Raw genomic sequence first — 4064 nt, 5'->3', positions numbered from 1 at the left:
CCGCATCTGATGGTGTCGACGTCAATGGTATACGGGTGCACCATCGACGTCTTCAATACAGAAAATATCAGTGCGGAGTGTTCTGAAAAGTAACTTCAGGGCGGGCCCTGGGGTAACTCGGCAGGGAGAGTGCGATTCCTCGATCGCTCACTTAATCTAATAAGAAATTGAGTGAGGCCGGAGCTTTAGCTCCGACCTCCCCATATAAGGGCTCGGCAAAGCCGAGCCACCAAATTTGCATCAGCCCCATAACATGTTTGAGAACGGTGTCTGGAGTACGTGGACGTAGGTCCCGAATCGGTGTTGCCTCCCGGCGCATTCCGCAGGGGGAGCGATATTTTGCAGCACGAAGTGCGCAGCAAAATATCGGTCATGCCCGAGGACGCGCCGGGAGGCAACACCGATTCGGGACCGGACATACTGATCTACCTGCGCATTAACAAATTCGTAAACTTTTTTGAAAAAAGTGCTTGCACAGTTCTCGAATCATAGGTTATTATCTTCCTCGTTGAACGCGCGGGTCCAACAAAACGAACTGCGAATCAACAACATAGCATGTCGGAGTGGCGGAATTGGCAGACGCGCTAGCTTGAGGTGCTAGTGACCGCTTTTTTGGTCATGCGGGTTCAAGTCCCGCCTCCGACACCATCGCATTTGAGAAGCCTCTTCGGAGGCTTTTTTGTTACCGATAGACGGTGGGGTCCACGATGGAAACGCTTGAACGCAACGAGTGGGCAGACGTTGCCCAACTAGTCGAGATCACGAGCGATGCTGTCATCATCTGTGAGCTCGACGGAACCATTCTGCATGTGAATAATCGCTTACTTGGTTTGATGTGCGAGGAACGCGTCGACGTCATCGGTGGAGATGTTAAAGACGTCCTGTACTCGTCCGCTTTTGAACGTGCGACGGAACATCGTCTGCCATTTGAAACCGATGGCTCCGAGAACGAACTGATGCTCAAGCTGAGTGACGGCTCTTTTATCCCCGTCTTGGTTCGTGCGGGCTCCGTAACGCCTCCACGCATCTTTGGGCGCCGCGCGCCACGTGTCCTGGTGGCGCTCCATAGCATCGAAGAACAGTATTCGCACGACCGTCAGCTCAAGCGTGCGTTATCGGAGCTTAGAGTGGCGAACAAACGCCTCTCTGGCACGCTCTCGGTCATTATGAGTACCGTGGGCTCCGATGAGCTGCCCAGCCTACTTGATACCGTTTTGAACCAGCTTGTAGGAACGCTCGATGCTTCGGGTGCCGCTATCTATTTTTCTGAGAGCGGCGGTTTTAAGCTACGCGGTGTTTCCAAGGAGCTGTACGACAGCTACCTGCCCGAGTTTTTGCCGTATGGCGCTGGCATTCCGACGTATGTTCTTCGCGAGTCGCGTGCCTGTCGCTTGTCGATTCAACAGGACCTTGAGGGCGATAAGGCCGCCTCCGGTATGTTTATGGACCTGGACAATCGTTCTAAGCACCTGTTGCGCATGCAGGATATGCCTCCGTACCGCAGCGAGATCTGTCTTCCCGTTTTTTACGGTACGCAGATTCTTGGCGTGCTGGAAGTTGGTTGGAAACGCCCCCAGGCACCGCTCGCCTATGACGTTAATGTGCTCGAGGTCATTTGCGATTACCTGTCTATCCAGCTGGTCGGCATGGCATCGAGCCTTCGCTCCCGTCGCACGGCCGAGCTTGGCCGCTCGCTCAATGTCTTGCGTGATGAGTTGTTTGCCTTTCTAGACGATTCCGCCGCGGCTACCCAGGCGGTATCGTCCGAGATCTGCAATATGCTTAACTGCCATTTTTGCCCTGTTGAGTATGACGCCAGTCTGGATTCCTACGTCATAGATTTTGAAGGCGGCAGTCGCGTTGCTTTGCCGGACGATCCCGAGAAGCTTTTCTTTTCCACGACGGCGCCAGCGGCACGTCTGGGGGCTGGCCCTGATGGCTTTGAGGCATCTGTTTTGGGCGGTACGAGTGCCGAGGACCTTAAACACGTCCGTATAACTCGCGTTGACGAATCGATGCCTATGGGAGGCTGGCTTAGGGCGCACGGTCTGCCTTGTCAAGGTCTCTACGTTGACTCCGGCATCGAGGCGGGGCGCCCGCGCTCTGAGGGTGATGGCAGGCACAGTAACGACGCGATTGTTCCTGCTTCTGTTGCGAAGAGCCCGACGACGCGCGCGCTGCTGCTTCGTGATGGTAGCCAAGAGCCGATTGATGATCTTGAATATGACTACTTGGTGCACTTGGCGCATGACTTTGAACTGATCTACGAAGGCGAATCTCAAAAGCGCGAGGAGCGCCATATCGCTCAGACCCTTCAGATCGGCATGAGAAATTCCCTGGGGGATGTTCCGGGTATCGCAACCGATTCGGTGTACCTGTCGGCCACGAACTCGGCGTTGGTCGGCGGCGATTTCTATACGCTCATCCGTCTTCCCGACGACTGCGCCGTCATGATTCTGGGTGATGTGTCTGGCAAAGGCATTGAGGCCGCATCGATGTCCGCGCTCGTCAAGACGGCCCTGACGGCATATGCCTGGGAGGGCGCTGGACCGGCCCGCATGGCACGCTCCCTTAACAGCATGCTCATGGGCTTTTCGAGGGTCGAGACGTTCGTGACGGCCTTTATCGCCAAGATTGACCTTAAGGCCGGACGCGCAACGTATTGTTCGGCGGGCCATCCTCCGACCATGGTCATCAGGCCAGAGTCGATGCCGCTGGGTGGCGGTGAGGCACGTGGGGGAGAGGTTGAGCTGCTTGGATGCCAATCGGGCGTAATCGGTGCCTTTGAGAGCATGGTGTACGAGACAGGCGTGTTTACGTTCGCCCCCGGCGACATGCTCTTCATGTATACGGATGGAACGATTGAGGCCCGCGACCGCACCGGAGCGTTCTTTGGCGAGCAGCGCTTGCGCGACCTTCTGCTTTCTGTTTCGGGGGAGGGCGTGTCGGGCATTTGCGGCAAGGTCTTGGGCGAGCTTGACCGATTTACCGAATCGGCGCTGGACGATGACATTGCATTGGTGTCCCTTGAGTTTTTACGGGGCCGGTCCTAAACAGCGACGCTGGGCGCGTCGAATCCGCACGGTTGCGGAAACGCATGCATCGAACAAGCTCTTTTGGGGAACCATGGTCGTATGAATGAGTGGAATGACATAGCGGTTTTGACGCCACCAGGCGATATCGACATCGCCACGGTGCCTGCGCTGCGTCGGCGGTTGGATGCTTTGATTGGCCGCGGCGTGCGTCGTGTTGTCATCAACTGTCAGGCTGTTAGCTTTATCGATTCGACGGGCTTGGCATTCCTGCTTACGCGCGCTCGTGAGCTCATGAGGCGAGAAGGCCTGCTTTCGCTCGTCAATGCATCAGGTGAAGTTGTTCGCTTTTTGGAGATTGCTCGTCTTGTCGATATCCTTCATGTCGCGGGGCCGGCACGGGAGTCTATTCCCGCCATTCCGGTGGGGGAGCTGCCTCGCTGGAGTAAGAGCGTCGAGGTCCGTCAGGGTATCGAGAATCTTCCATACTACCGACATCGCATCGCCGAACTCCTTGAATCGCTTCCGTTGCGCCGTGACGAGCGCTATGATGTCGCATTGGCGTCGGGGGAGGCGCTGGGTAATGCCTATGACCATGCGGGCGGTATCGGGTGCATCCTGACGGTTCAGGCCTATGGCGATCGCGTTGTGGTTGAGGTGCTTGATCGAGGTGCCGGCTATTCTATCGATGAAACGAGCGAACCGGTCGCATCCGAGGAACGCGGCCGTGGCATCAAGCTTATGCGTATGCTCGTCGATAACGTGGAGGTTGCTCGTCGTACGGACGGCGCCGGCACGCGCGTGCAGATGGTGAAGCTGTTTAGCGGAGCACTGGAATCGTGTGCCTAGCCAATCGCTTTAGCGCGTTTAGCTACTAAGAACATGCGGCAGACAAGTTTTTTGAAAAAAGTACTTGCGTCTTTTGGACAACTCGCGTAAATTAATAACCCGCAAGCGGACATGGCTCAGTTGGTAGAGCACAACCTTGCCAAGGTTGGGGTCGCGGGTTCGAGCCCCGTTGTCCGCTCCATT

Annotated in this window: 2 protein-coding genes and 2 tRNA genes; all 4 read left to right on the top strand. The window is 56.2% G+C overall.

Annotated features, from left to right (window positions below):
* Window positions 1–557: 557 nt before the first annotated feature.
* Window positions 558–648 (top strand) — tRNA-Leu (locus ABHU32_RS06335).
* Window positions 649–707: 59 nt separating this feature from the next.
* Window positions 708–3053 (top strand): GAF domain-containing SpoIIE family protein phosphatase, encoded by a 2346-nt coding sequence (locus tag ABHU32_RS06330; RefSeq protein ID WP_346979413.1) that lies wholly within the window; start codon window positions 708–710, stop codon window positions 3051–3053.
* Window positions 3054–3134: 81 nt separating this feature from the next.
* The gene (locus tag ABHU32_RS06325) at window positions 3135–3881 is read left to right on the top strand and encodes an anti-sigma factor antagonist (RefSeq protein ID WP_346979412.1); all 747 of its coding nucleotides are present in this window, start codon (window positions 3135–3137) and stop codon (window positions 3879–3881) included.
* 105 nt (window positions 3882–3986) lie between these two features.
* Window positions 3987–4062: transfer RNA gene (locus ABHU32_RS06320), tRNA-Gly, on the top strand.
* Window positions 4063–4064: the final 2 nt, after the last annotated feature.

This window comes from Collinsella aerofaciens (assembly GCF_039758965.1).
Taxonomy (GTDB): Bacteria; Actinomycetota; Coriobacteriia; order Coriobacteriales; family Coriobacteriaceae; genus Collinsella; species Collinsella aerofaciens_BR.
This window is presented reverse-complemented; position numbering and strand designations above follow the sequence as displayed.

What these genes read in the sequence shown, in the direction of transcription:
- ABHU32_RS06330 (WP_346979413.1), top strand. Translation starts at nt 708, where the DNA reads ATGGAAACGCTTGAACGCAACGAGTGGGCAGACGTTGCCCAACTAGTC.
- ABHU32_RS06325 (WP_346979412.1), top strand. Translation starts at nt 3,135, where the DNA reads ATGAATGAGTGGAATGACATAGCGGTTTTGACGCCACCAGGCGATATC.